General features: G+C 46.9%; 27 protein-coding genes. 21 read left to right on the top strand and 6 right to left on the bottom strand.

Features of this window, described 5'->3' with window-relative positions; all coding sequences use genetic code 11:
- The first annotated feature begins 80 nt into the window (after positions 1-80).
- The 13 genes from rpsB to lpxB all read left to right on the top strand — a co-directional run bounded on the left by rpsB (position 81) and on the right by lpxB (position 13,261).
- A complete protein-coding gene (gene rpsB / locus H3S94_RS06245; protein WP_077991892.1) occupies positions 81-857 on the top strand; it encodes a 30S ribosomal protein S2 in 777 nt (258 codons plus the stop codon).
- 119 nt (positions 858-976) lie between these two features.
- Positions 977-1,900 (top strand): translation elongation factor Ts, encoded by a 924-nt coding sequence (gene tsf, locus H3S94_RS06250; RefSeq protein ID WP_198231001.1) that lies wholly within the window; start codon positions 977-979, stop codon positions 1,898-1,900.
- A 149-nt stretch (positions 1,901-2,049) separates the two neighbouring features.
- A complete protein-coding gene (pyrH, locus tag H3S94_RS06255; protein WP_077991894.1) occupies positions 2,050-2,769 on the top strand; it encodes a UMP kinase in 720 nt (239 codons plus the stop codon).
- 27 nt (positions 2,770-2,796) lie between these two features.
- Positions 2,797-3,357, top strand: a complete 561-nt coding sequence (gene frr / locus H3S94_RS06260; protein ID WP_077991895.1) for a ribosome recycling factor — start codon at positions 2,797-2,799, stop codon at positions 3,355-3,357.
- Positions 3,358-3,366: 9 nt separating this feature from the next.
- A complete protein-coding gene (locus tag H3S94_RS06265) occupies positions 3,367-4,116 on the top strand; it encodes an isoprenyl transferase (protein ID WP_255520164.1) in 750 nt (249 codons plus the stop codon).
- A 76-nt stretch (positions 4,117-4,192) separates the two neighbouring features.
- Positions 4,193-5,008 (top strand): CDP-archaeol synthase, encoded by an 816-nt coding sequence (locus H3S94_RS06270; RefSeq protein WP_198231003.1) that lies wholly within the window; start codon positions 4,193-4,195, stop codon positions 5,006-5,008.
- 15 nt (positions 5,009-5,023) lie between these two features.
- Positions 5,024-6,172 carry an RIP metalloprotease RseP gene (rseP, locus tag H3S94_RS06275; protein ID WP_198240578.1) on the top strand — a complete coding sequence of 383 codons (1,149 nt, stop codon included), beginning with the start codon at positions 5,024-5,026 and terminating at the stop codon, positions 6,170-6,172.
- Between the two features lie 228 nt (positions 6,173-6,400).
- A complete protein-coding gene (gene bamA, locus H3S94_RS06280; protein WP_077991898.1) occupies positions 6,401-8,815 on the top strand; it encodes an outer membrane protein assembly factor BamA in 2,415 nt (804 codons plus the stop codon).
- Positions 8,816-8,862: 47 nt separating this feature from the next.
- Positions 8,863-9,906 (top strand): UDP-3-O-(3-hydroxymyristoyl)glucosamine N-acyltransferase, encoded by a 1,044-nt coding sequence (gene lpxD / locus H3S94_RS06285; protein WP_077991899.1) that lies wholly within the window; start codon positions 8,863-8,865, stop codon positions 9,904-9,906.
- A 4-nt stretch (positions 9,907-9,910) separates the two neighbouring features.
- A complete protein-coding gene (gene fabZ / locus H3S94_RS06290; protein ID WP_077991901.1) occupies positions 9,911-10,390 on the top strand; it encodes a 3-hydroxyacyl-ACP dehydratase FabZ in 480 nt (159 codons plus the stop codon).
- A 9-nt stretch (positions 10,391-10,399) separates the two neighbouring features.
- Positions 10,400-11,227 carry an acyl-ACP--UDP-N-acetylglucosamine O-acyltransferase gene (lpxA, locus tag H3S94_RS06295; protein WP_198240579.1) on the top strand — a complete coding sequence of 276 codons (828 nt, stop codon included), beginning with the start codon at positions 10,400-10,402 and terminating at the stop codon, positions 11,225-11,227.
- A 2-nt stretch (positions 11,228-11,229) separates the two neighbouring features.
- Positions 11,230-12,102 (top strand): LpxI family protein, encoded by an 873-nt coding sequence (locus H3S94_RS06300; RefSeq protein ID WP_198240580.1) that lies wholly within the window; start codon positions 11,230-11,232, stop codon positions 12,100-12,102.
- Entirely contained in the window at positions 12,095-13,261 is a 1,167-nt protein-coding gene (lpxB, locus tag H3S94_RS06305) for a lipid-A-disaccharide synthase (protein ID WP_198231007.1), read from the top strand. Before H3S94_RS06300 ends, lpxB begins: the two co-directional genes overlap by 8 nt.
- Positions 13,262-13,525: 264 nt before the next feature.
- On the opposite strand, the gene H3S94_RS06310 is transcribed toward lpxB, so the two are convergent.
- The 5 genes from H3S94_RS06310 to H3S94_RS06330 form a co-directional block, all read right to left on the bottom strand.
- Positions 13,526-14,302 (bottom strand): amino acid ABC transporter ATP-binding protein, encoded by a 777-nt coding sequence (locus tag H3S94_RS06310; RefSeq protein ID WP_198231008.1) that lies wholly within the window; start codon positions 14,300-14,302, stop codon positions 13,526-13,528.
- An 18-nt stretch (positions 14,303-14,320) separates the two neighbouring features.
- Positions 14,321-15,574 (bottom strand): FAD-binding oxidoreductase, encoded by a 1,254-nt coding sequence (locus H3S94_RS06315; protein WP_198240581.1) that lies wholly within the window; start codon positions 15,572-15,574, stop codon positions 14,321-14,323.
- Between the two features lie 43 nt (positions 15,575-15,617).
- The gene (locus H3S94_RS06320; RefSeq protein ID WP_077994512.1) at positions 15,618-16,325 is read right to left on the bottom strand and encodes an ABC transporter permease; all 708 of its coding nucleotides are present in this window, start codon (positions 16,323-16,325) and stop codon (positions 15,618-15,620) included.
- The gene (locus H3S94_RS06325) at positions 16,325-17,044 is read right to left on the bottom strand and encodes an ABC transporter permease (protein WP_077991911.1); all 720 of its coding nucleotides are present in this window, start codon (positions 17,042-17,044) and stop codon (positions 16,325-16,327) included. Before H3S94_RS06325 ends, H3S94_RS06320 begins: the two co-directional genes overlap by 1 nt.
- A 67-nt stretch (positions 17,045-17,111) precedes the next feature.
- Positions 17,112-17,864 carry a transporter substrate-binding domain-containing protein gene (locus H3S94_RS06330; RefSeq protein ID WP_198240582.1) on the bottom strand — a complete coding sequence of 251 codons (753 nt, stop codon included), beginning with the start codon at positions 17,862-17,864 and terminating at the stop codon, positions 17,112-17,114.
- A 224-nt stretch (positions 17,865-18,088) separates the two neighbouring features.
- Between H3S94_RS06330 and H3S94_RS06335 the strand changes: the two genes are divergently transcribed.
- Entirely contained in the window at positions 18,089-18,250 is a 162-nt protein-coding gene (locus tag H3S94_RS06335; RefSeq protein ID WP_198240583.1) for a hypothetical protein, read from the top strand.
- Positions 18,251-18,407: 157 nt separating this feature from the next.
- On the opposite strand, the gene H3S94_RS06340 is transcribed toward H3S94_RS06335, so the two are convergent.
- A complete protein-coding gene (locus H3S94_RS06340) occupies positions 18,408-19,310 on the bottom strand; it encodes a LysR family transcriptional regulator (RefSeq protein WP_198240584.1) in 903 nt (300 codons plus the stop codon).
- Positions 19,311-19,467: 157 nt separating this feature from the next.
- Here H3S94_RS06340 and H3S94_RS06345 point away from each other — a divergent pair, with 157 nt between their 5' ends.
- The 7 genes from H3S94_RS06345 (at position 19,468) to H3S94_RS06375 (ending at position 26,151) form a co-directional block, all read left to right on the top strand.
- Positions 19,468-20,772: an MFS transporter gene (locus H3S94_RS06345; RefSeq protein ID WP_198231013.1), complete on the top strand. Its 1,305-nt coding sequence runs from the start codon at positions 19,468-19,470 to the stop codon at positions 20,770-20,772.
- A 50-nt stretch (positions 20,773-20,822) separates the two neighbouring features.
- The gene (locus H3S94_RS06350; protein ID WP_198240585.1) at positions 20,823-21,989 is read left to right on the top strand and encodes a M20 aminoacylase family protein; all 1,167 of its coding nucleotides are present in this window, start codon (positions 20,823-20,825) and stop codon (positions 21,987-21,989) included.
- 480 nt (positions 21,990-22,469) lie between these two features.
- Positions 22,470-23,264 carry a thymidylate synthase gene (locus H3S94_RS06355; RefSeq protein WP_198240586.1) on the top strand — a complete coding sequence of 265 codons (795 nt, stop codon included), beginning with the start codon at positions 22,470-22,472 and terminating at the stop codon, positions 23,262-23,264.
- Positions 23,264-23,770: a dihydrofolate reductase gene (locus H3S94_RS06360; protein ID WP_198240587.1), complete on the top strand. Its 507-nt coding sequence runs from the start codon at positions 23,264-23,266 to the stop codon at positions 23,768-23,770. The genes H3S94_RS06355 and H3S94_RS06360 overlap by 1 nt, the downstream gene beginning before the upstream one ends.
- Positions 23,771-23,882: 112 nt before the next feature.
- Entirely contained in the window at positions 23,883-25,070 is a 1,188-nt protein-coding gene (gene hflK / locus H3S94_RS06365; RefSeq protein WP_198240588.1) for an FtsH protease activity modulator HflK, read from the top strand.
- The gene (gene hflC / locus H3S94_RS06370) at positions 25,070-25,966 is read left to right on the top strand and encodes a protease modulator HflC (RefSeq protein WP_077991928.1); all 897 of its coding nucleotides are present in this window, start codon (positions 25,070-25,072) and stop codon (positions 25,964-25,966) included. Before hflK ends, hflC begins: the two co-directional genes overlap by 1 nt.
- The gene (locus H3S94_RS06375; RefSeq protein WP_198240589.1) at positions 25,966-26,151 is read left to right on the top strand and encodes a DUF2065 domain-containing protein; all 186 of its coding nucleotides are present in this window, start codon (positions 25,966-25,968) and stop codon (positions 26,149-26,151) included. Before hflC ends, H3S94_RS06375 begins: the two co-directional genes overlap by 1 nt.
- Positions 26,152-26,178: the final 27 nt, after the last annotated feature.

Raw genomic sequence — 26,178 nt, forward strand, 5'->3', positions numbered from 1 at the left:
GCGGGAGAAATCCGCAATTTTCCGCCGGTGGCAGTTTTTCTGCCTCTTTCCGTGGAGGTTCAACCGGAAAGGATAAAAAAATGGCATTGCCAGATTTCACTATGCGCCAGCTTCTGGAAGCCGGCGTTCACTTTGGTCACCAGACACATCGCTGGAACCCGAAAATGGCTCCCTATATTTACGGGCAGCGCAATAATATTCACATTATCGATCTCGCACAGACTGTTCCATTGCTTCATAATGCATTGAAGGTGGTTTCGGATACTGTTGCCCGTGGCGGCCGTGTGCTTTTTGTAGGCACAAAACGTCAGGCTTCCGACATTATTGCAGAAGCTGCAAACCGTTCGGCCCAATATTATGTCAATGCTCGCTGGCTTGGCGGTATGTTGACAAACTGGAAAACAATTTCCAATTCCATTCAACGTCTGCGTAAGCTTGATGGAATTCTTGCCAATGAGGCACAAGGTTTTACCAAAAAAGAACGTTTGAATCTTGAACATGACCGCGAGAAACTCAATCGTGCACTCGGCGGTATCAAGGATATGGGATCGGTTCCCGATCTTCTGTTCATTATTGACACAAACAAAGAAAAAATTGCAATCGACGAAGCCAAGCGTCTTGGTATTCCGGTGGTCGCTGTGATTGATACAAACTGCGATCCGGATAATATCAATTACCCGATTCCCGGTAACGACGATGCGTCACGTGCCATTGCGCTTTATTGCGATCTCGTAGCCAAAGCAGCATTGGACGGTATTGCCCGTCAGCAGGGCGCTATGGGTGTTGATCTTGGTGCACAGGCCGAAGCACCGGCCGAACCTGCATTGGAAAATGAAGCAACTCCTGCCGCAGAATAATGAATAGATTGGCACCCCCTTTTGAACGAGAGGGTGCCAAAATCAAGGATATAGGATCGCGGGCGTGCCGAGGGATAATCCTTGCACGCTTTCGCCGTTATTAAGATTAAGAGGTAAATATGAGCATTACCGCAGCACAGGTGAAAGAACTTCGCGAATTGTCAGGCGCCGGTATGATGGACTGCAAGGCAGCGCTTGCAGAAACAAATGGCGATATGGAAGCAGCCGTTGACTGGTTGCGCAAAAAAGGCATTGCCAAGGCCGATAAGAAGGCAGGGCGTACGGCTGCCGAAGGTCTTGTCGGCGTTGCTTCGGACGGCAAAAAGGCTGTTCTTGTTGAAGTAAATTCCGAAACCGATTTTGTCGCCCGTAACGATGCATTTCAGGATATTGTTCGCAATATTGCCAAGGCCGCTTTGGGTACAGACGGTACATTGGAAAAAATTTCGGTTTCGGTTTATCCGGGATCGGATAAGACTGTTGCCGAAACTCTCAAAGATGCAATCGGTAAAATCGGCGAAAACATGACATTCCGTCGTTCTGCCGAACTTTCGGTCGATAATGGTGTTATTGCCACATATATTCACAACGGCATCGGCGACGGATTGGGAAAAATCGGTGTTCTTGTTGCTATCGAAACCAATGGTGACAAAGATGCAGCCGAACATTTCGGTCGTCAGGTTGCTATGCATGTTGCCGCTACCAATCCGTTGGCTCTCACCGCCGAAGAGGTTGATCCGGCTGCTGTCGAACGTGAAAAGGCAATTTATTCCGAACAAGCCAACCAGTCGGGTAAACCTGCCAATATCGTCGAGAAGATGGTAGAAGGCCGTATGCGCAAGTTTTTCGAGGAAGTTGTGCTTCTCTCGCAGGCTTTTGTCATCAATCCTGATCAGACTGTAAGTCAGGCTCTGAAAGAAGCCGAAAAAGAAATCGGTGCTCCGGCAAAAATCACAGGCTTTGTCCGCTTCGCTCTGGGCGAGGGGATTGAAAAGGCTGAAAGTGATTTTGCAGCGGAAGTTGCAGCGGCAGTAAAAGGCTAATTTCTGACAAAATTCGGTTTATTTGCTTGAAAGCGATGCTTTTAGCATTGTGAGAAGCAAAAAAAACGTTGTAGAGAGGGCATCGCGTGACAATGCGATGCCCTTCGTGTATCGAAGGCACAGTCAAATTTTGCATTCGGAGACTACAGATGACAAATAAGCCCCTCTATAAACGGATTTTATTGAAAGCTTCTGGTGAGGCTTTGATGGGGGGGCAAAGTTTTGGTATCGACGTTTCGGTGGTGGATCGTATCGCTAAAGATATTGCCGATGCTCATGAAATGGGCGTCGAAGTCGGTGTTGTTATCGGTGGCGGAAATATTTTTCGGGGCGTTGCGGTCGCGTCGAGAGGTGGCGATCGGGTTACCGGCGATCATATGGGGATGCTGGCAACGGCAATCAATTCGCTTGCGCTGCGCACATCGCTGACCAAATTGGGCGTGGATGTGGTCGTTCTATCTGCCATTGCCATGCCGCAAATTTGTGAAAGTTTCTCGCAACGAAAGGCTGTCGGCTATATCAGTCAGGGTAAAGTCGTCATCTTCGCAGGTGGCACAGGAAATCCCTTTTTTACCACCGATTCGGCTGCCGCCCTCAGAGCTGCGGAAATTGGTGCGAATGTGTTATTGAAAGCTACACAGGTTGACGGAATTTATTCTGCCGATCCGAAAAAGGATCCGAATGCAACCCGTTATGACCGCTTGACACATGAAGAAGTTATCAGAAAAGGACTTGCAGTTATGGATACAACTGCAATTACTTTGGCTCGTGAAAATCATATTCCCATCATTGTCTATTCCATCGGCGAAAAGGGTGGATTGGCAAATGTGCTGAATGGTACCGGACGATACACAGTTGTATCCGAATAATATCAAACGAATTGAAGGAGAATTAGCATGAGTGACGCTACAAATATCGACGATCTCAAGCGCCGTATGGATGGCGCCATTTCATCATTCAAGCATGAGCTTACGGGGTTGCGGACAGGGCGGGCGTCTGTAAGCTTGCTTGAGCCGATTACAGTCGAGGCCTATGGCTCGACTGTTCCCCTTAATCAGGTTGCCAATATTGCTGTACCGGAGCCGCGTATGTTGTCGGTTTCGGTCTGGGATAAGTCGATGGTAAACGCTGTCGATAAAGCGATCAGAGAATCTTCTTTGGGTCTTAACCCGATTACAGACGGTACAACATTGCGTATACCTTTGCCGGAACTTAACGAAGAACGTCGCAAGGAGCTTGTTAAAATCGCTCACCAATATGCCGAGCAGGCTCGTGTCGCAGTTCGCCATGTCCGTCGTGACGGAATGGAAGGTTTGAAAAAAGCTGAAAAAGACAGCGAAATCAGTCAGGATGAAAGCCGGATTGCTTCCGACAAAATTCAAAAATTGACCGATACGACAATCAGTGAAATTGACAAGATTCTTGCAGCCAAACAAGCAGAAATCATGCAAGTTTGAAGATTATCACTGCAACAGGTTGAAACAATGCTTTATCCACGTCACATCGCGATCATAATGGATGGAAATGGCCGTTGGGCGCGGACACGTGGATTGCCCCGTATTGCCGGTCATAAGGTCGGCATGGAAGCACTTCACCGGATTGTCCGCCATGCCAGTCGTAACGGTCTCGAGTGGTTGACCGTATTTGCGTTTTCATCGGAAAATTGGTCTCGTCCGGATGAAGAAGTCAATCACCTGATGGGGCTATTGAAGCTGTTCATAAAACGTGACTTGAAAGAGCTTCGCGAAAACAATGTCCGTATACGTGTCATCGGTGAGCGTGAAGGGGTTCCTGGCGAAATTGCGAAATTGCTTCAGGAAGCGGAAACGACAACAAAAGAGAATGATGGCCTTAATCTTGTTGTTGCGTTCAATTATGGCGGTCGCGCTGAAATTGTCCGCTCGGCCAAGAAAATGATAAAAGCAGTGGCCGAGGGGCGTATCAATGTAGATGACATTGACGAGAAGGTTTTTTCAAGCTGTCTCGACACATATGATATGCCGGATCCCGACCTCATTATCCGCACCAGCGGCGAACAGCGTTTATCAAACTTTTTGCTTTGGCAATCTGCTTATAGCGAGCTTTATTTTGCTTCCTGCTATTGGCCGGAGTTCAACGAGGAACAGCTCGATATTGCGGTATCGGATTATTGGTTGCGTGAACGCCGTTTCGGACGGGTTTATGAAAAAGACAAAGAAAAAGAAGAATTGCCATGACATTGTTCCGGATGATGAAAAATGCGGGGTGCAGGGCTTTGGTTCCTCATGAATTCTTTTATGGAGCGGAATAACAATGTCTAATCTTCTCATGAGAATTCTGACGGCTGTTATTTTTGCAGTTGTGGCACTTTTTCTGACATGGGAAGGTGGAGCGGCTTTCGCCTTGTTTGCCTGGTGTGTTGGCGGTTTCGTGCTCTTCGAGTGGCGTGGAATCACAAAGAGCCGTTGGCAAAAAGTCGATGATATTCTTGCAAGCGTGTTTTATGTCGTATTTGGTGTTCTGCTTGTTCTTGATTATTCGGCTCCGCTTGTATTCGTTACAATTGCTGTGGGGGCGATTATCCTTGCACTAAGGTCGCTTGGCAATGCAGGCTGGGTAGCAGGTGGATATCTTTACGCCACCTTGCCGGTGGCTTCACTCACTTATCTAAGAGGCGAAGAACCGTTCGGGTTCGGCGCAATTATTTTTCTTTTTGCGATTGTTTGGGGAACCGATATTGCTGCCTATTTTAATGGCCGCTCGTTGGGAGGGCCGAAACTTGCGCCGAAGTTTTCTCCCAATAAGACGTGGAGTGGTGCGATCGGAGGCGCTCTTGCCGGTACAGCAGGCGGCTGTCTTGTTGCGTTTCTTGCAGCGGATACAACACCTGCCAATCTGTTTATTCCTGTTCTTGCTTTTGCTCTTTCGGTTGTGTCCCAAATTGGAGACATCTCGGAATCATGGGTGAAACGAAAATTCAATGTCAAAGATTCAGGGCATTTTCTACCCGGGCATGGCGGGTTTATGGATCGCGTTGACGGATTGGTATTTGCCGCCATTCTGCTCTATCTTGTCGGTGCAATTTTTGCAGATATGACTGTCCCTTCCAATATGTTTAACCTGATCTGAATGACGGAGCCTTTCTTGGAAACGATGAGTTTTATTACCGGTGTCGGAGCGCCGGTATTACGTGTTATCGGAGTGATATGTGTCATCATGGTCATTATTTTTGTCCATGAAATGGGGCATTATCTCGTCGGGCGCTGGTGTGGTATCGGCGCGAGCACTTTTTCACTGGGGTTCGGACCGGAAATTTGTGCTTTAACGGATAAACGCGGAACACGTTGGCGTATCGCACTCATACCGCTTGGCGGCTATGTGAAATTTATCGGTGATGAAGATGCCGCCGGAATGACATCGAAATCGGACGCGGCAGCACTTCCCGGCTCCTTTGCATCGGCCGGTGCATGGGCGAGGGCTGCAACCGTATTTGCGGGGCCCTTTACTAACGCAATTTTCACTGTGGTCGTTTTGTCGTTTTTCTTTTTTTCTTACGGAAGAATAACGGTAGAACCGGTTATCGGCTCGTTGGTTGAAGGTGCACCGGCAATGTCGGCCGGATTGAAAACGGGCGACCGTTTCATAACCATGGACGGGCAAAAGGTCGAAAGTTTCGATGATCTCATCTCCTATGTCTCTCTTCATGGAGATGATCCGGTCAATTTCGGTATGGAGCGTGCCGGTGCACCCTTTTCAGTCACGATAACGCCCAAACCCACCGAGCGGGATGACGGCTTCGGCAATAAAGTGCGTGTCGGCATGATCGGGGCCGGTGCGCCGGTTGATCCGCATAATCCGCAAAGATTAGATCCCGCTTATGAACGACATATTGATTACGGTTTGTTTGGTGCAATTGGCGAGGCGACGGATAAGTCGGCATTTATTGTTGTGCAAACTGTGCGTTTTCTCGGACGTTTGATTGCCGGAAAAGAGGATCGTTGCCAATTGAGCGGGCCGTCAAAAACCGCGACAATCGCCTGGCAGGTAAGCGAAACGGGATTTATGTCGCTGCTCAATTTTACGGCATTTCTTTCGATAGGAATCGGCCTCATTAATCTTTTTCCACTGCCTCCGCTTGATGGCGGGCATCTGGTTTTTTACGTCATTGAAGGCATTATCGGGCGTCCGGTTCCAAAACGTATTCAGGAATCGATATTCACAATCGGCTTTATTGCGGTAATGGCTTTTATGTTATTTGCAATATCCAATGATTATTTATGCTGGTTCGGTTGATTAAGCTGTGTTAACAGTTTATCAAGTTCTACGGTAATTCTGATTGAAAATGGTGTAAACTGTTTACCATATTTATGAAATGCCGTGGCATACATGCCACGGTTTATAAAGAAGTAGGCAGAATTTAACGGAAGGCCTTGCTTGTATAAAAAAACCCGTTATTAGGGGTATATAAGCATTTTTGGACGCAATGTGTCCGGAAACAAATAAACAAGGGTAAAGAAGCCAATGACGGCGAATTCGAAATTTCTTAGCGCAGCATCTGCACTGGCACTTACGGTAGCAATGGCCGTTCCGGCAACTGTAGCTGTCTCGGTCTTGGGGATGGGGGTTGCACAGGCGGCTGTCGTTCGCTCCATCGAGGTTCATGGCAATCAGCGTGTTGACGCACAGACGATTCGTGATAACACGGGTATCAAAGTCGGGAAGAATTTTTCCAATACCGATATTGATGAAGGTTTGAAACGGCTCTTTGCAATGGGGCTGTTCTCCGACGTCAAGATGAATCAAGTCGGGAGCACGCTCGTCGTAACCGTTAAGGAATACGAAGTCGTCAATCAGGTGCTTTTCCAGGGCAATAAAAAGGTCAAGGATCCGGATTTGCAGCGTGTTATCTCGCTTAAACCACGCGAAGCCTTTGATCCGGCCAAGCTTGCATCAGACGAGCAGGCTATCCGTGATGCCTATCGTTATGTAGGTCGTAATGATGCCGCCGTTTCTGCCCAGACTGTTGATTTGGGGCAAGGGCGTGTCAATGTTGTCTTCAAAATCACAGAAGGCAAGAAGACCAAGATTGATGATATTACATTTGAGGGCAACAAGGCTTTCGGTAACCGCCGTTTGCGCGATGTTATCGCTACCAAGCGCTCGAACTTCCTTTCATGGCTGACACGTGGCGACGTTTACAGTGATGATCGTCTTCAGGCCGATCAGGAAGCTCTTCGCCGTTTTTATTTCAATCACGGCTATGCCGATTTCCAGATTGTTTCGGCTGATGCGACCTTTGATGAAGCAAGCAATTCTTATAAAATCAAATTTGTTGTTGATGAAGGCGCCCGTTACAAATTAGGCGATGTTCAGGTTGATAGCACGATCGAGGGTGTTGATACCCAATCGATGCAAAAAGTGCTCAAAACCCACGAGGGTGACGTTTACTCGGCCAAGCGCATTGAAGATTCGGTTTTGGCAATCAACGACAAGGTCGCTGATTCCGGTTACGCTTTTGCCAAAGTCGAACCACGCGGTGACCGTGATTTCAACAATCATACAATTTCCATTGTCTATAACATCGATCAGGGGCCTCGCGCTTACGTCGAACGTATTGAAATTCGTGGAAACGACAAAACCCGCGACTATGTTATCCGTCGCGAACTCGATTTGAACGAAGGTGATGCTTATAACCAGACAATGGTTCAGCGCGCCAAACGTCGTCTTGAGGGGCTTGGTTTCTTCCAGACGGTCAATGTTTCGACTGCTCCGGGTTCCGAACCCGATCAAGTTATCCTTGTCGTTGATGTAACTGAAAAATCAACCGGTGAATTTTCTATCGGTGGTGGTTATACAACCGGCGGTGATTCGCCGGGGGCTTCGGTCGAAGCTTCTATCACGGAGCGTAACTTCCTGGGGCGTGGCCAATATGTTCGTATTGGCGCCGGTGCCGGTGAAGATGACGCACGTAATTACAATTTGTCGTTCACCGAACCTTATTTCCTTGGCTATCGGTTGTCGGCAGGATTTGATATTTTCCGTCGTACATATCGTATGAATGACGATTACGATGTTAAACAAACTGGTGGTTCAATTCGTTTCGGTGTTCCGATTACCGAACAGTTGACCGGTAGTATCGCCTATAACTACGTTCAGGAAGAATATAATCTCGACCATAAGGGGCACTATAGGAAACTTGCAGCGCAAAACGGTACAACTAAAGAACAAGAGGAAATGAAAGATTATTCCGGTGCCATTATCGAGGCTTCCGAGAATAGTCCGTGGACCCGTTCTTCAGTTAGTTATGGTTTGACCTATAACACGATTGACGACATGAAAAATCCACATGATGGTCTCTTCATTCGCGGTATTCAGGAATATGCCGGTATCGGTGGCGACGCCAACTTCCTGAAGACAACCGGTAAGGCTATGATGTACAAGACGATTTCTGAAACATATGATCTCGTCGGGCTGTTGTCTGTCGGTGGCGGTTATATTCACGAAATCGGTGACGATGGTGTTCGTATCTTCGATATGTTCAAGAGCAATTCGGACATGATTCGCGGTTTCAAATATAACGGTATCGGTGCACGCCAACGGTCTTCGGATGGGGATAAATACTTCCTCGGTGGTACGACCTATATGAATGCTACAGCGGAAATCCAGTTCCCGATGCCGGTTGTGCCGGATAGTCTGGGTATGCGTGGCGCGTTCTTTGCCGATACCGCGACATTATATGGCAATAATTATGAGCCGAGTATTCCCAATGAAAATCCGGTTACGGGTGATGATAGCGCATGGCGTGCATCGGCCGGTGTCAGCTTGATGTGGGCTTCTCCATTTGGCCCGTTGCGTTTTGACTATGCTTGGCCTGTTGCTAAAGAGAGTGGTGATCGGACACAGAACTTCAACTTTGGTGTCTCAACCAAGTTCTAATTTTTCCTTTCTCCCGACCGGACAGGGTCGGGAGAGAAAGTGTTCTGATGGCGGATTCATTATTTTTTACGCCGTCCCGACAGTTGACTGTTGGCGAGGCGGCAGCTTTGACAGGTGCCGCTTTACGCAATCCTGAACAGAGTGCTTTGGTTATAGAGCATCTTTCTTCGCTTGATAATGCGGAGCCGGGCTCGCTGGTTTTTGTTGAAAACAGAAAATTTGCAAAAGCTTTGCGGGATAGTCGTGCACTTGCAGTTTTTTGTTCGGAAGACGTTGCTTCCAAAGTTCCCGATAATATTGCTACACTGGTAACGCCGTCGCCTCACCGCGATTTTGCGATGATCGGGCGTATTTTGTTTCCTACAGCCGCAAAACCTGCTCCATGGTTCGGCGAATATGGTATTTCCCCGCAAGCTTTTATTCATCCCGAAGCAAAGCTCGAAGAAGGTGTTACGGTAGAAGCCGGTGCCGTTATCGGGAGAGGTGCTGAAGTGGGGAGCGGCACACTTGTTTCTTCAACTGCTGTGATTGGCGAAAATTGCCGCGTGGGGAGAGAATGCTATATCGCACCTTCGGTTTCAATCCAGTATAGTTTCATAGGCAATCGTGTTCATCTCTATCCGGGTGTCAGGGTCGGGCAGGATGGATTCGGGTATGTTGGTGGTCCGGGCGGAATTGAAAAAATACCGCAACTTGGTCGGGTTATCATTCAGGATGACGTGGAAATAGGTGCCAATACAACGATTGATCGTGGTGCACTGAAAGATACGGTGATCGGTGAAGGTACAAAGATTGATAATCTTGTACAAATTGCCCACAATGTCCAGATCGGGCGCTATTGTCTTATTGCTGCGCATTGCGGAATCGCCGGCAGTTCCACGATAGGTGATATGACGCAGCTTGGCGGCAGTGTCGGTCTGGCAGATCATGTCAAGGTCGGTTCACATGTTCAGATTGCTGCTGCAAGCGGCGTTATGAATGATATACCCGATGGAGAAAAGTGGGGAGGAAGTCCCGCTCGACCTATTAAACAATGGTTCCGCGAAGTTGCAGCTCTTAGAAATATGACAAAGTTCAATAAGGAGAAATGACGAGATGAATGCTGCTGTCGAGAAAAACAGTTTGGAAGCAGTTGATATACGCAAGCTCTTGTCTATCTTGCCTCACCGCTATCCATTTCTCCTCATTGACCGCATTGTTGATATTGACGGCGATCGTTCGGCAACCGGTATCAAAAATGTTACGGTGAATGAACCACATTTTACCGGCCATTTTCCGGAAAATCCGATTATGCCGGGGGTGCTCATTATTGAAGCCATGGCTCAGACAGCAGGGGCAATTTCTTTGCTTGTGCAGGGAGATGAAAAACCCGGTGTTGTTTATCTCATGACGGTTGATAAAGCAAAATTCCGTAAACCGGTTGTCCCTGGCGATCAGTTAAAGCTTCATGTCAAGAAATTGAAACAACATGGTGGAATTAGGCGCTTTTCCTGCGTTGCAGAAGTTGACGGGAACCGTGTGGCGGAAGCGGAAGTCGCAGCTATGATTGCTGTTGGCGATAATAAAGAAGAATAGGATAAAAGAATGGCCGGTGTTGAAATTCATCCAACTGCGATTGTCGAAAAAGGTGCGGAGCTTGGAACCGATGTCAGAATAGGGCCATTCTGTCACATTAGCAGCGACGCCGTCATTGGCGACAATTCTCGGCTACTTAGTCATGTCGTTATTATGGGACCTACTACATTGGGTGCAAATGGTCTTGTCTATCCGAATGCGGTACTGGGCGGTGATCCGCAAAACAACAAACACAAAGGTGGGCGCACCACTTTGGTTATCGGAAAAAATTGTATCATTCGTGAAGGTGTCACGATGCACCGCGGGTCTGATACAAGTCGCGGAACAACAACCGTTGGCGATGATTGCGAATTTTTGGCTTATGCGCACGTTGCACATGATTGCGCTTTGGGAAATCATGTTACTTTTTCCAACAATGTGATGATCGGCGGACATGTTGTCATTGGTGACTATGTGATTATCGGCGGAGGCGGCGCGGTTCATCAATTTGTTCGTGTTGGCCATCATGCTTTTGTTGGTGGCTTGGCTGCATTGGTTGGCGATCTCATTCCCTATGGTTCTGCCATCGGTGTCCATGCATGGCTCGGAGGCTTGAATATTATCGGCATGAAAAGGTCGGGATTGCCGCATAAGGAAATTCATGCGGTGCGCCATGCTGTTCCCATGCTCTTTGACAGAACCAAACCGGTCAAGGAAAGAGCCATTGATGTGCGCAATGCTTATCCCGATTCAAAAGCAGTCATCGACATTATCGATTTTATTGAAGCCGATCACAAACGCGCTTTTTGCACGCCCAAACTGGAACATACCATTAGCAGCGACGACACTGGATATTGAATATGGGGAAGGGCGACACAAAACGTAGCCTTTCCGGTCGTACTGCTATCATTGCAGGTAATGGTGTATTACCTTTGGCTGTGGCCAAAGCCATTCAGGAAAGAGGCGAAAAACCGTTTCTGGTTCCCTTGAAAGGCGAGGCCGATTCGAGCCTTTATAATTTCGATCATTGTGAAATATCGGTCGTGCAACTGGCAAAATTGATAAAGGCTTTGAAAAAAGCCGACGTCAAGAACGTTATATTGGCTGGCGGCGTAAAAAGCCGACCGAATTTGGCAGATTTGCGTCCGGATTGGACAACGATCTCGGCTTTGCCAAAATTATTCCGGGCGTTAGGGCAGGGTGATGATGCATTATTGAAAGCATTCATCAGTGTTGTGGAAAAATATGGATTTCATGTTGTTGGAGCACATGAGGTTGTTCCGCAATTATTGGCACCGATAGGCTTTAACCTGACAAAAAAACGCGCCAATGATAAAAATTGGCGCGACATCATGTTGGCAGCAAAGGCTGCGGCGATATTGGGAAAACTTGATATCGGGCAGGGAGCAGTTGCAGTCAGGGGGCGTGTCGTGGCTGTCGAAGGGGCGGAGGGAACCGATAATATGTTACGTCGTATCAAGGAAATGCGTGAGGAAAAACGTATTCCGCCAATTGGCGGGGTGCTTGTAAAACGTACGAAGGCGCAACAGGATGAACGGGCCGATCTACCGACAATTGGTCCCGAAACGATTATCCGCGCCAAAGAATGTCTATTGGAGGGGGTTGCAGTCGAAGCCGGACGAACTTTCATTGTTTCATTGAAAGAAACGGTCGAGCAAGCCGACAAATCTTCGATGTTTATCGAAACTTTCGGAAAAAACGATTATGTCTGACGGTCGTTTGAAAATTGCTATCGTGGCGGGTGAAGAATCCGGCGATCTTCTCGGTGCTGACCTTGTTTCGTCACTGGCGCGAAAGACAGGGCGAAATATCAAGCTGATCGGAGTTGGCGGCAGCCACCTTGAAGCACTTGGGCTAAAAAGCGTCTTTAATGTCGATGATATAGCACTAATGGGACTTGGAGCAGTCTTGAAAAAACTGCCGAAACTGATCCTCCATATTCACCGTTTGGCGCATTTTATTGCCGATGAAAAGCCCGATTGCCTCATTATCATTGACAGTCCCGATTTCACGCACCGTGTAGCAAAAAAAGTAAGGAAGCTTTCGCCGGAAATTCCGATTATAAAATATATTGCTCCATCTGTCTGGGCATGGCGCCCCGAACGGGCGAAAGCAATGTGTCCCTATATTGACCATGTCCTTGTCGTTTTGCCGTTTGAAAAACAGGTTATGCGCGATTTGCAAGGCCCGCCTGCAACTTATGTCGGGCATCGTCTGTTGACTTATCCGCCACTGGTAGCGATTGAAAAGTTGAGATCTTCTCGCATCGAGGAAGTGAAGCACGCACCGACAGTTGTCGTTTTACCGGGTTCGAGACATTTTGAAATTCGCGGTTTGATGCCGATATTCGGGCAAGCTTTGGAAATATTGAAAAAGCGCCGGCCGGATATAGAATTTGTTTTGCCTACATTGCCGCGTCTTGCCGATCAGGTACGAAAATTTGCAAGCGAATGGACGGTTAAAGTCAATATTGTTACCGGTGAGGATGAGAAATGGGCAGCGTTTGCCAAGGCCGACGCTGCTTTGGCTGCTTCAGGTACAGTATCGCTTGAATTGGCATTGGCCGATGTTCCAATGGTGCTCGGTTATAAAGCGGATCTGTTTTCAAAAACTTTTATTTTGCCCAGAGTGAAAGTGTGGAGTGCGGCTTTGCCCAATATCATCGCCGATCGACCGGTTGTGCCGGAATATTTTAACGAATTTTTGCGTCCGGGTATGCTTGCAAGGCAAATTGAACAATTGGTTGCTGCTGGACCGGTGCGTCAGGCTCAACTTGACGGATTTTCTCTCATTAGGAAAACCATGGCAACCACCTTGCCGTCAGGTGAAATTGCTTCACAAGCCATTCTTAAATATCTGAAACAGAATTAATTATCTTACTGACATTATCGCCAAAACAACATTCGGGGCGCGTGTGGGACAAGTCATTCAACGCCTGCACCAACACAATCTTGCCGAATGAGCACGTCTATTCTGACAAAACCGGAATGATTATTTGTTAAAATTGTATCATGGTAGCATTGAAGCGGGTTTAAAGGCGAGATTTGAGTGTAGGGATAGCCTGAAATGCCGCTTCAACCAATGTGGCTGAAGCTTGGCTGAGGTTGGGACCAAGAGTTCTCACCTGTAAATAGCTCAATGTTTGATTTTTGCCAGAAATTCTTTGGCTCGTTGATTATCAGGATTGGTGAAAAATTTATCGGGCGTTGTGTCTTCGATGATTTTACCATTTTCCAGAAACAGTACGCGTTCGGAAACTTCACGGGCAAAACCCATCTCGTGCGTTACACAAAGCATAGTCATGCCGGTGTCGGCAAGCTTGACGATAACATCGAGAACTTCGCCAACCATTTCCGGATCAAGGGCAGAGGTCGGTTCGTCGAATAACATAACTTTCGGTTCCATACAGAGCGCGCGTGCAATGGCAACGCGTTGCTGTTGTCCACCCGACAACTGCGAGGGATATTTTTCGCTGTGCGTTTCGATACCCACTTTGCTCAGGTAAGTCATGGCACGTTCTTTTGCCTGTTCTTTTGTAAGCCCCTGAACGGTCATTGGCGCAAGAATACAATTTTGCATGACTGTCATATGCGGAAACAAATTGAAGTGCTGAAATACCATGCCCACTTCGCGAAGAACTTTTTTCTGTTCCGGCTGAGGGGCACTCATTATATCGACGCCATAAATGCCGATGCTGCCTTGTTCGGGGATTTCAAGCTGGTTTATGCAGCGTATAAGTGTCGATTTGCCGGAACCGGAAGGCCCACATAGAACAATTCGTTCGCCAGCTTTAACATCAAGCGAAATATCGTAAAGTGCCTGAAATTCGCCGTACCATTTGTTCAATCCTTCAATGACGATAACATGTTCACCTTCTGTGTTTGTGTCGTTCGTTTGCTGAACTGCCGTCATTGCAGTTGTTCTCCGTTTCTATCTTGTAAAACGTGTTAGACTGAATAGATCGGGTGATGTCAATGGTTGTTCGCCCGTCATCATTCCGGCGAGCAATTTTCCACTGACAGGCCCCAGCGTCAATCCATGATGTGCGTGACCGAAATTGAGCCAAAGCCCATGATGTTTCGGAGCTTTTCCGATCACCGGCCGCATATCGGAAAGGCAAGGGCGTTCACCCAGCCATGGGCGGGCTTCGATAGTCTTGCCGAGCGGAAAAATGCTTTTGGCAATTTTTTCCACGCGTTTTATCTGTGTCCAATAGGCCGGCGCTTCCGGATTTGCAAATTCGATTCCTGTGGTCAAGCGAATTCCCTGACGCATCGGTGCAAGAACAAAGCCTGAAACCGGATCACAGATGGAATGGGCAAGAGACGTGTTTTGATCGACCTTCCGGTAATGGATGTGATAACCGCGCTTGATAGCAAAAGGAATATGATGATAACCGAACCGGTTCAGAAAACAAACCGACTGTGCACCGAGTGCAACAACAATATCGGGCGCAGAAACAGAGTGTTCCTGATCTTCGATCTGCCATCTGCCGTCGTTGTTTTTTGTTTTGAATGCATCGAGTTTTAAAAAAGATCCGCCCTGTTTTATAAAATAATTTGCATAAGCGGCAGTAAGACCACCCGGATCATTGACGGTTTTCGGGTCAAGCCAATGAATAGCACCGATCATTGCCGAACTGATGAATGGCACTCTTTCCTGCAATTTTTTCCGGTCAAGAATATCATAGGCAAGATGAAAACGTTGAAGTGTCAGAAGATGTTTTTTCGCTTCATCAAACGCTTTCTCCGTGTGGTAAATTTCCAACCAGCCTTTCGGTTCGATGAAAGACGTTGCTCCTGCTTTGGCTGCAAGGAAGTCATGTTCTTTGACACTATTTTCTATGAGTGGCAACATAGCCTGAGTGGCAATTTCAAGGTTCTTCTGTGACGATTGTTGCCAGAACCTGAAAAGCCAGGGAGCTATTTTAGGTAAATAGGTCCAGTCAAATCTGACATCCGGTTGCCGGTTCAAGGCATAGGCAAGAAGGCGGGAAAATTCTCTTGGGAAATGATAGGGGATGACGCTGGAGCGTTCAATCAGTCCCGCATTGCCGTAACTTGTTCCTTGTCCGGGGTCTTTTTTATCGACGAGACAGACATTATACCCTTTGAATTGAAGATGTAGAGCCGTGCATACGCCGACAATTCCCGCACCAAGTACGATAACATCAAATTTTTCCATTCAAACTATGTCCCGCAAGTCTCTTTTCAAAAAAAAACGGAATCTAACGTAAATGCCGTGTCAGTCGACGTTCCGTTATGCCGATCGCACGTCGAACCACTTCGACAATGAGCAGATAGAGCACCGCTGCCCAGATATAGACTTGAAAATCGAATGTGCGTGAATATGCGAGTTTGGCTACTCCCATGATGTCGTAAACAGTCACAAGAGATGCGACAGCGGAGGCTTTGACCATAAGGATGAATTCGTTTCCGAGCGGGCGCAATGCCATAATCATGGATTGCGGCAAGATGACACGGATAAATGTGGTTCTTCCGTCAAGCCCCAAAGCTTTTGCCGCTTCATATTGACCGGTCGGTACAGATTGCATACTGCCGCGGAAGATTTCTGCCTGATAGCCAGCCGTGTTGAGTGCGAAAATCAATAAACAACACCACCACGAACTTTGGAAAAACCACCACAACCCGACGCTTTTCCATAGTTCGGTAAAAGACCCGATTCCATAGTAAAACAAAAACAACTGGGCAAGTAACGGCGAACCACGAAAAAACAGAATGTAAATTCGCGCAGGGATACGCAATGCCGAATATTTCGAGCGGACGGCAAGCGTTATGAAAATGCTCAAGAAAAAACCGGCGGTGTAGGAAAGTGCTACAAGCTTGATTGTGACAAAAAAACCGTCGACAAATTTCCAACCGTAACGGGTCAATATATCCGGATTAACAAGAAAATGTAAAAAGTCGGGTATCATCATGCCGAAACCTTTTCATAACAGGCATTGGCACGCTTTTCCATAAAACGGATAATGAAAGAAGAGATTGCCGAAAAGATAAGATAAATGACACAGGCTGTCGAATAAAAGAACATCGGCTGTTTTGTTGCGGCCACTGCCAGATTGGTCTGACGCATAATATCGACAAGAGTAATGGTTGAAACCAGCGACGTATCTTTGAGAAGAGTCAGCCAATTGTTGGAAAGACCGGGCAGGGCATTGCGCGCCAACTGCGGTAAAATCACGCGAAAAAATGTTGTCGCGCGTGAAAGGCTCAGCGCTTTTGCCGCTTCATATTGGCCGCTATCCAGTACTTTGAAAGCACCAAGCCAGACTTCACAGGAAAAAGCTGCAAATACTGTTCCAAGTGCCAAAACGCCGGCAAAAAAGGCATTGACTGAAAATTCGGCATTTATATTGAAATGCGCCATGAGGGTTTGCACCAAGGTTTGTAATCCGTAATAGACCAGAAACAATGTGAGCAATTCCGGCAAGCCGCGGAATATTGCCGAAAAAACAGTGGCAACAAGCTGAAAAATCTTCACATCCGACTGAATCATCATGGCACAGACAAGGCCAAGGGGAAGACCGAGCGGCAGGCAGCAAAGCGCGAGCGACAATGTTACCCCCGCACCGGACAACATAACGATTCCCCAACCGCCACTGCCAAAAGAAAGCAATGACAAATATTCGATCATGAAAAAACTCCGGCTATGTGTGGACGGCAGTCGATTGGGTCGTTCACTACATTAAGACAATGCACGATCAATAGACATCGAACTGAAAATATTTTTTGGCTATTTTTTCGTAAGTCCCATCGGCTCTGATTTCGTCAATAGCTTTATTCAAGCGTGCTTTCAATTCATCCGAATTTTTCCGGATAGCGATGGCAACCGGTTCATTCGTTCCATCAAGCTCGCCCAGGACTTTGCAGCAATCTTTCCCTTCGTTTTCCAACCAGCTCATCAACGGGTATTTGTCATGGACAATGCCGTCGAGACGATTATTGAGCAAATCGCTATTCGCATCGTCGGCGGTTGGATAGAGTTTTATTTCAGCACCGGCAGGGCCATAGTTATCTTCTGCGTAATTGGCCTGGGCTGTACCGGCCTGTGCGCCGATCGTTTTACCCTTCATAGACTGGGGTTCGACATCCTTGATGTCGGAATCCTTGCGAACCGCGACTGCAAGTTTTGTCGTGTAATACCGGTTTGTAAAATCGACCTTTTGCCTGCGTTCTTCCGTGGGAATCATGGAAGCAATGATGCCGTCATATTTTTTTGCAAGCAGCCCCGGAATGATGCCGTCCCAATCTTGTGCGGTTACAATGCATTCAACTTTCATTTTGTCGCATAGGGCATAAGCAATATCGATGTCAAAGCCATGAAGCTTGTTGTCGGAATCAACATAATTGAATGGCGGATAGGCACCTTCACTTGCCAATCGCAAACTTTCTGCCTGTGCAGAGCAGCTGATAAAAAGGCTACCCAATATGAGTCCGGCTGCTAGAACTTTCATGTCTCGCTCCTATTTTGTTCTGCTTGAAACGGTTCCACATTCGTTAGTCTTAACGCGATCTTTTTGTGAAGGGCAACGGAAAAACGTTAATCCACTGATATATCAGGTAGAAAAGCGGGTTTTCCCAAGCCCAGTTGCAAAGTTTTGCTAAAAAGAAGAAATTTTGCGAAAAATCTTTATAAAACACAGAAACAATTCATCGCAGCAATCTATGACCCGCATTGATGACGCGGACTGCAATGATAGATCTGGGACACATAGTATCGGCATTTGAAAACAGCGGGATTGGCGTAGAAAGCGGCAAGAAAGAATGGCTTGAAAAATTGCCGGTAGCCTATGCCAAAGAGAACATGCGTTACCTGACCGGATATGACAAAACATTATAAAGTCGGTTATATCAGGCAATGCGATGTCGAATAAATAAGTCATAAATAAAAGGGGTAATGAAACAATGGATAACTCTGAAACCGAACGCCATTGAAAGTCTAGTTTCTCCCCGTCAGCATTTTTGTTTATGAATGTTGATAACATTTTGTTATGGCGTCATGCGACGGGAAGGGGATTGAGACTTTGACGTTCTTTAACGAAATCTATCAATAATTGCAAAGCTTCCTTACGTACGGGTTTTCGGTAAACAAGCTCGAAATCATATTCCCCTGAAAGCAGTGGATGTGCGTCAAGCTTGATTCCGGAGGGGCAATTATAACGCGATATACTGGAGATAAATGTGTAGCCAAGGCCGCTTAATACCATTCCGAGACATGAATTGAAATCTGTCGCACATGTGACGATGTCGGGGCTGAAATTGGCTTTCCGGCACTCGACAAACAGGAAATCATAAAATTCGGGCGACATTTCACGCGGGAAAAACAGACATTTTTCATTTTCGAGTGATTTGAGTGCTTTATTGTTTTTGAAAATTCTACTTTCTGAATGACTGGCAATCAGAAGTTTGCAACGGGCAAGCAAAATGCCTGCTTTTGTTGTGTCGGCTTTCAACCGCCATGCCATAAAACCGGCATCAAGCGTTCCTTTGGTGAGCCGCTCTGATTGACCGACGGCGAGCGTCGGTTCGAGAGAAAGGTTTATATCGGGATAGCATTTACAAAAATCTTCGATAATTCCGACAACCAAAGGATTCCACGTATATGTCGGGGCAATGCCGATATGGAGTGTTTCCCTGACACCACTTGCCCTTCTGACGTTTGTAACCGCCAGATTGAGCGCTTGCATGATAGTCGAACTATCCTGCAATAATTGTTCTCCGGCTTTGGTCAGTTCGATACCCTTTTGCCGGCGGATAAAGAGTTTTGCGCCGAGGTTTCTTTCCAGTTCCTTGATCTGGCGACTTAATGCCGGTTGCACAATAAAAAGACGCCTAGCAGCTTCGGAAATGCTGCCATATTGCGCAATAGCTTGAAAATAGCGGATCTGCTTTATATCCAATATTGACCAATCCCTTACATGAAACACTTTTACCCAATGACTCTACAAAAAGTAGATGTCCATACTTTTTTGTTATGGCTTTTATTATGAAATAACAATCGAGAATTGGTTATGTTTCCTGTATTTTATCGCATGAGCCAGTTTGTAAGGAGAATTTATGCAAGACGCCCAAGCCCGAATGAAAAATCCGAACGAAGTGGAAAACCCGACAGTTTCCAGAAAAGTAATCATTGCTGCGGTGATGGGGGGAATGCTGGAATGGTATGATTTCGGGGCTTATGCACTTTTTGCCTATGTCATTTCCGACCAGTTTTTCCCGACGGGGAATCCGACCGTATCCATGTTATTGACATTTATTACATTTGCTATCGGCTTTTTAACGCGTCCGCTTGGAGCCGTTGTGCTTGGCATTTATTCCGATCGCGTCGGGAGAAAATCCGCACTTTCTCTAACAATGATTCTGATGGCTGTCGGCATGGGTATCATTGCGATATGCCCGACTTATGAACATATCGGCATTCTGGCGCCGATTATTATTGTGATTGCCCGTCTTATACAGGGTATTTCGGCAGGTGGTGAAATCGGTTCGGCTTTGTCAATCTTGGTGGAAACCGCTCCGGCTAATAAGCGCGGTCAATTTGCCGCCTGGCAGCAGGTCAGCCAAACCGGTGCTTTTCTTGTGGCTGGTATCATCGGTTGGGGTATTACCGCATTTCTGCCACGGGAAGACGTTGCTCTTTGGGGATGGCGCGTCGCTTTCGCTTTCGGGATGCTGGTTGCGCCTGTCGGCTTTTACGTTCGCCGCCAGATTGACGAATCTCCGGCATTTCTGGCCGAACGGGAAAAAACAGTTAAAGAGCATGTGCCTTTTACGATTCTGCTCAAGAACAGTTGGAAACCGTTATTGATCGGCATCGGCATTGTTATGATCTGGACAGTGACGAGCAAAACAGCAAGCTCCTTTATGGCAACTTACGCCATTAATAATCTGCATATGGCTTTGACTTCGCCTTATCTCGGCATGATAGTGGTGGGCGTAGTGTTATTATTCTGTCCGATTGTCGGTGCCTGGTCTGATGTTGTCGGCAGGCGCCCGATTATGATTGGGGCAGCAATAGCCATTCTTGTTTTTGCCTATCCGTCATTCTGGATATTATCGGCTTATCCGAATTTATGGGTGCTTATCGGCCAGCAATTCTTTTATGCTGTTTTGATGGTGCTTTATACAGCACCTGCTTCCGCAGCTTTATCCGAACTCTTTCCGACAGCCTTTCGCTCGTCCGGTATTGCGCTTTCCTATAATATAGCGGTCACAATTTTCGGTGGCTTTTCTGCGGCAATATCTACCGCTCTTATCGGTATAACCGGAGACAATAGAGCAATCGCCTATTATATCATGTTCGCCGCTTTTGTGAGTATTATTGCGCTTTTCTATGCTGGTAAAATATTGAAAATGAAATAGGAGAAAAATCTGTTACGTTTTTTCATAAGGCGCAACAGATATAATCGAAAATGATAGAAGATAGTCGTGAAGTCGCCCATGCCATCAAGGCGTATTTGCCGGAAATGACCGAGTTGCGACATCAAATCCATTCTAACCCTGAAACAGGTTTTGAGGAAAAGGCTACATCGGCTATTGTCGGTAAATTGCTTCAGGAATGGGGTTATGAATTGTCGCACCTTGCCGGAACCGGCATTGTTGCGACTTTGAAAGCAGGCGAAGGTAAAAAAACGCTCGGTCTTCGTGCCGATATGGATGCTCTACCGGTCAATGAACAGACAGGATTGCCCTATGCCAGCAAAAATGCCGGAAAAATGCATGCATGCGGCCACGACGGGCATACGTCCAGCCTGTTGACGGCAGCGCGCTATCTTGCGCGCACAAAACAGTTTTCCGGAACGCTTCATCTTATTTTTCAACCGGCAGAAGAGGGTCTTGGCGGCGCGCGGCGCATGGTTGATGAAGGAATTTTCGACAAATTCCCGTGTGATGCCATATTCGGCTATCATAATGTGCCCGGTATTCCGGCCGGTAATTTCTGTTTTATACCGGGGGCTGCAACTGCCGCTTCCGACCGTGCAAGAATTATCATCAAAGGAAAAAGCGGACATGGAGCCCAACCCGAAACGGCAATTGATCCTATTGTTGTCGGTGCGGCTATTGTCAGTTCATTGCAAACCATTGTCTCGCGCAACGTCTCGCCGTTGCAATCTGCCGTTGTGACTGTTGCAAGTTTTCATGCCGGTGAAGCCTATAACATTATTCCGGCAACGGCCGAATTGAAACTTACAATCCGCAGCTATGATGAAAAAATACGCAATCTTTTAGAAAAACGCATTAGGGAAATTGTCGAATTTCAGGCCAATGTGTTCGGTGCAAAATGCGAAATTGATTATTTTCGTCTCAATCCGGCATGCGAGAATGATAAAGCTTTAACAGAATTTGCACGCCGCGTTGCTGAAGAAGCATTCGGTAAGGAGGCTATAGAAGAACGTTCACAACCCTTTACGTTTAGCGAAGATTTTTCCTACATGCTTCAGAAAAAACAGGGCTGCTATCTCTTTATCGGCAACGGGAACACAGCAAATCTGCATAGCGACCATTATAATTTCAACGATGAATTGTTATTGCGGGCAAGCACTTACTGGGTTCGACTTGTGGAAAGTTATCTCTGTTGAGAAATTTCATTATCCATTAGCGTTCTATCACCGGTTTCAGAAATAGAGTTCCAATCTCATTCAATGACAGAACGGCAGAAGGGTGTTCATTCGGTTATTCCGGTATTTTTAATCTCGAATGCCGGAATAATCGATTTTCTGTCGATCGAATAGATGCAACAACATATAGTGTTATTTCAGCCGACTTATAGCTCTTTATTCCTGTCAGCATCGAAAGACTTCCCAACAATGAATATCCGGTCTTGATTTTTTGAAGCGTATTTTCTTGACGATAAACGATTGCGTTTCTGCTGCAATAAATTGAAAAATCAAAGAAATAGGCACGCAATGCCCCTGAAAAATCGTGAACCGGAAGAATTTCCTTCAGGAGTTTTCGATTAGGAATAATAGCTTTTAAAGCGTTATTTATTGTTGAAACCGTGTTTCAAAGGCGCGGGATGTCTATTCCCTTGAGCGACAAGAATCTGTTATCAAAGCTTTATGAAAAACTATCTCGACCTTCTGTCTTATGTTCTCGCCAACGGTATTGACCGTTCCGATCGGACCGGAACCGGTACGCGTTCTGTATTCGGCTACCAGATGCGATTTAATCTTGCCGACGGCTTTCCGCTGCTGACAACCAAAAAGCTTCATGTCCGCTCGATTATCTATGAGTTGTTGTGGTTTTTGCGGGGTGATACCAATATCAAATGGCTGAACGAACACGGCGTATCCATCTGGAATGAATGGGCGGATGAAAACGGTGATCTTGGGCCGGTTTACGGATATCAATGGCGGTCATGGCCGTGCCCCGATGGTCGTCATATTGACCAGATAGCCAAGCTTGTCGATATGATTATCAAGACACCTTATTCGCGCCGGTTGATTGTTTCAGCCTGGAATCCTGCGCTGGTCGACGAGATGGCTTTGCCTCCTTGCCATTGCATGTTCCAGTTTTATGTTGCGGACGGAAAATTGTCTTGCCAACTCTATCAACGTTCGGCCGACATATTTCTCGGAGTACCTTTCAATATTGCTTCATACGCCTTGCTAACAATGATGATTGCCCAAGTCACCGGTCTGAAGGCGGGAGATTTCGTCCACACATTCGGCGACGCCCATCTTTATTCCAACCATTTTGAGCAAGCAAAGCTGCAACTCACGCGAAAACCCTTGCCATTGCCAACCATGAAACTCAATCCCGATGTCAAAGATCTCTTCAAATTTCAATATGAGGATTTTTCACTCGAAAACTATGTTGCCGCGCCACATATCAAAGCACCGGTGGCCGTGTAATGGTGAAGATCAGTCTTATTGTTGCTGTTGCGGAAAATGGCGTGATTGGTCGTGATGGAACAATGCCATGGCGCTTGTCGACGGATTTGAAGAGATTTAAAGCACTCACCATCGGTCATCCGGTGGTTATGGGGCGTAAAACATGGGATTCACTAAAAAAGCCACTGCCGGAGCGCGCCAATATTGTTATCACCCGCGATAAATCTTTTGCCGGAAATGGTGCAATTGTGACGCATTCTTTTTCCGAAGCCCGCCAAATAGCCGAAGCGGAAGCGGATAAAACAAAGACAGACGAAATTTTTATCATCGGAGGAGGGGCAATCTTCAAGGAATTTTTGCCCTTTGCCGATCGCATGTATATCACGGAAATACTTGCGGCTGTTGAGGGAGATACATTTTTTCCGACTTTTGATCCGCAAAATTGGCGCGCTTTGTCGAGTGAAATGGTACCGGAAGGGTCGAAAGACACATTTCCTACCAGATTTGTTGTCTATGAACGCCAATAAGTTTTAAAAAAAGGACAATTGGTCGATCATTGCGTTGAAACGTGATGTCGACATCCCTATAACAGTGGAACGATAAATATTGCGCAAATGTTGCGCTGAGCAAGAGGTGATTATGCCCTGGAGCAATCAGAATGGCGGCGGCCCCTGGGGAGGCGGCGGAAATAATGGTGGAAGCCCGTGGAGTGGCGGCGGAAACGACAATGGCAGCAATAAAAACCCGTGGGGGAAAAAGCCGCTCGGTTCGGGTGGCAATGGCGGCGGAAATAATGGCGGCAACGGTCCCGATATTGACGATATTTTACGCAAAGGTCAGGATACGCTCAAGCAATTCGGCGGTGGTGCCATTGTCCTTGTCATAATCATCGTTGCAATCATATTCTGGCTTTTTCAATGTTTCTATATTGTCCAGCAGAATGAGCAAGCTGTCGAATTGCGGTTCGGTGTGCCGAAACCCGGCATTATCAATGACGGCCTTCACTTCCATTTCTGGCCAATCGAAAATTATTTGAAGGTGCCGCTCACTGAAAAGTCGATCGCAATAGGTGGCAAACCCGGCCAACCCCAGCAGAGCGACGGGCTGATGCTATCAAGCGACCAGAATATCGTTTATGTAAATTTTTCAGTATATTATCGCATTTCGGAACCTGATAGATACCTCTTCAATGTCAACGAGCAGGAAGGAACCGTTCGTCAGGTTGCTGAAAGCGCCATGCGCGAAGTTATCGGTCGGCGTCCCGTTGATGATGTTTTGCGCGATAAGAAGGAAGAGGTCGCGGATAATGTGAAAAAAATTATCCAGTCGACTGTTGATAAGTATCAGCTGGGTGTTCAAATCAATCGTGTTTCGATCAGTGAGGCAGCTCCGCCTACGAAAGTTGCTGCTGCGTTCAATTCTGTTCAGCAAGCCGAACAGGAACGGGGGCGCATGATTGAAGAAGGTAATCGGGTGCGTTTCCAGAAATTGGGACAAGCCAATGGTGAGGCTTCAAAAGCGCGCGAGGTTGCGAAAGGTGAAAAGGCGCAGACTGTGGAAGAGGCCAAAGGTCGTGCAGAACGATTTGAAGCGATTTCCCATGAAGCCGCGGTTTCACCGGACGCAAGCCGTTATCGTCTCTATATGGAAACAATCGGAAATATTCTGAATGCGCCGAATAAACTTGTAATCGATCAAAAAAATGGTGGTCCTGTGTCTTATCTGCCTTTGAATGAATTGATGTCGGGGCAAAACAAATCGCCGGCAACCTCTAGCGCAACAAAGTCTTCCCCTTCCGACTCTGATAAGACAGGAGGTCAGCAATAATGCAACAAAACCGTTTGTTCATTGGCCTTGGTGTCATTATCGTCGTATTGTTGGCAATCTGGATGTCGGTGTTTATCGTCTATCCACGTCAACAGATTGCCGTCAAACGTTTCGGACAGATCGTAAGAGTTGAACAGGAACCGGGGCTATATTTCAAAACGCCCTTTATCGACCAGACGGTGATTATCGATAATCGTCTGTTGCGGTATGATGTCCCGACACAGTCTGTTCAGGTTCGTGGCGGTGCTTATTATGAAGTCGATGCATTCTTCATCTATCGCATCACCGATCCCAAACTGTTCTTGCAACGCATCAGCTCCGGCCGTCCGCAAGTCGCAGCCGAAGAAAACCTTGCACCGCGTTTTATAGATGCACTACGTGCAGTTTACGGAAAACGTGAGTTCAAAGCGGCTCTTTCGGATGAACGCGGAGCTATGATGGAAGAAGTCCAACAACAATTTTCCGCTGATGCCGGTTCACTCGGTATTACAATTGTTGATGTGAGAATTCGCAAGACCGATTTGACAGATGCCGTATCGGAAGATGTCTATCGCCAAATGGCGGCTGAACGCGAGGCTGCAGCGGAAAATATTCGCGCACGCGGCCAGCAGGAACGCGATCGCATTGTCGCGGAAGCCAATCGTGAATATGAAGAAATCGTTGCTGCCGCCAAGCGTGATGCCGAAATTACCCGCGGTGAAGGGCAGGCAGAAAGTATCCGTTTGTTACTGGAAGCAAGGAAAACCAATCCGTCATTTTATGATTTCTGGTTGGCAATGGAAAATTATAAGAAGTTGAAAACCACTCCGATGGTGATTTCGCCTAACGAGGATTTCTTCTATTATTTCCACAATCCGCTGGCTACCGGTAAAATTAATTCACCGGCAAACAACTAATGAGCTTGTTGGTTACGGCTTTCGGGCTTGTTCTGTTTATCGAGGGGCTTGTTTATGCAGGCTTTCCGGGATTTGTAAAAAAGATGGCGTCACAAATACATGTGACGCCTGAACATATTTTACGGATAAGCGGTTTTTGCGCGATGCTTATCGGTTTAATTATTGTATGGCTTTCGCGATCGTAAATGATAGGATAAAAGCCAAACATTATT

Source organism: Bartonella sp. B10834G3 (assembly GCF_016102505.1).
In the GTDB taxonomy this organism is placed as follows: Bacteria; Pseudomonadota; Alphaproteobacteria; order Rhizobiales; family Rhizobiaceae; genus Bartonella; species Bartonella choladocola.